General features: G+C 44.7%; 1 protein-coding gene. It reads left to right on the top strand.

The genetic code is table 11. The features are described 5' to 3' along the window. The first annotated feature begins 96 nt into the window (after window positions 1-96). Complete coding sequence (locus FW758_RS24450; protein ID WP_446446815.1) at window positions 97-1,113, top strand: IS110-like element ISSba19 family transposase; 1,017 nt, start codon at window positions 97-99, stop codon at window positions 1,111-1,113. Window positions 1,114-1,386: the final 273 nt, after the last annotated feature.

The raw sequence follows: 1,386 nt of genomic DNA, 5'->3' as shown, positions 1-1,386 counted from the left end.
CATGGATAATGGAATGGACCCATCCACTTTTAATCGGCCTCACAATGGGCCACGATGTAGTCGCTAAAACTCATCAGAAAGAGGACGGGTCCACTTATGAAGATTACTACAATTGGTTTAGATATCGCAAAGTCTGTTTTTCATGCTGTTGGTGTTGATAAAGCTGGCAAGTTAATCAAAAAGAAAATGCTTAGACGCAAGGACTTGCTTCCCTTTCTTGCTCAAATTGAGCCGTGCCTAATTGTGATGGAAGCCTGTGGTGGAGCAAATTACTGGGCCAGAGAATTTGAGCTGTTGGGCCATAACGTCAAGCTAATCGCACCTCAATTTGTGGTGCCTTTTCGGCAAGGTAATAAAAATGACTACAACGATGCGCTAGCCATCGCTGAAGCTGCGCAGCGACCCAACATGCGGTTTGTAAAACCCAAAAGCGTCGAGCAGCAAGATGTACAACTGCTTCACCGTATGCGTGAGCGTTTAAACAAACAATCAACCGCCTTAATCAATCAAGTCAGAGGGATGTTAGCGGAATACGGCATTGTGATAGCCAAAAGTAAATCGGCTTTTAAAGTACAGTTCCCAGATATTTTAGCGGATGAAACCAATGCGCTGACCACCAAAGGTCGGGCCATTTTTTATCAGTTATATGAAGAGTTTAGTGATATAGAAAAACGGCTTAAGGGTTGTGACGTTCAAGTGCTCACAGAAACTAAGAACAATGTGATTTGCCAGCGTTTAGAAACTATCCCAGGTATTGGTCCAGTCACCGCTACCGCCTTTTATGCCGCCGCAGGTGATGGTAAAGATTTCAGTAATGGTAGACACTTTTCAGCTTGGTGTGGCTTAGTTCCCAAGCAACACAGCAGTGGAGGTAAAGATAACCTCCTTGGAATAAGCAAGCGGGGAAATGCTTACTTACGTACCCTGTTCATCCACGGCGCCAGAGCTGTGTTACAGCACAGTTGTCATAAACAGGATAAATTTAGTTGCTGGGCAATCCAGTTAGCAGAACGCCGAGGTTTTAACCGAGCCTGTGTAGCCGTCGCTAATAAACTCGCGAGAATGGCATGGGTTATCGCGGCGCATGACGAAGAATATCGACTTCCAGTATAGTGCTGAATAGATTCAATAAACGTTAATAATTAACCAACCAGCAAGTTGCTAAGACACTTGAATTGATGATGAGACAGTCAGACTGATCTACTGAAAACCTTAGCTCGGCATAGGCTCATAATGAAGCCGCAAGGATGATAAGGACAGTAGAAGCAGATATCCATCAGGGCCAGAGGCATACCTCAATAACAGGCCGGATATATGGGTGCAATGAACTCTTCTCAAAATCGCTATCGAATGTCTTGCAAACCGGATGGGTCCATATATGCCGAG

It is taken from the genome of Shewanella sp. 1180_01 (assembly GCF_052850535.1).
The sequence above is the reverse complement of the archived record's forward strand: the minus strand, read 5'-3'. Positions and strand labels throughout refer to the sequence as shown.

Excerpts from the sequence above, each read along its gene's own strand:
- FW758_RS24450 (WP_446446815.1), top strand. The coding sequence starts at position 97 with ATGAAGATTACTACAATTGGTTTAGATATCGCAAAGTCTGTTTTTCAT.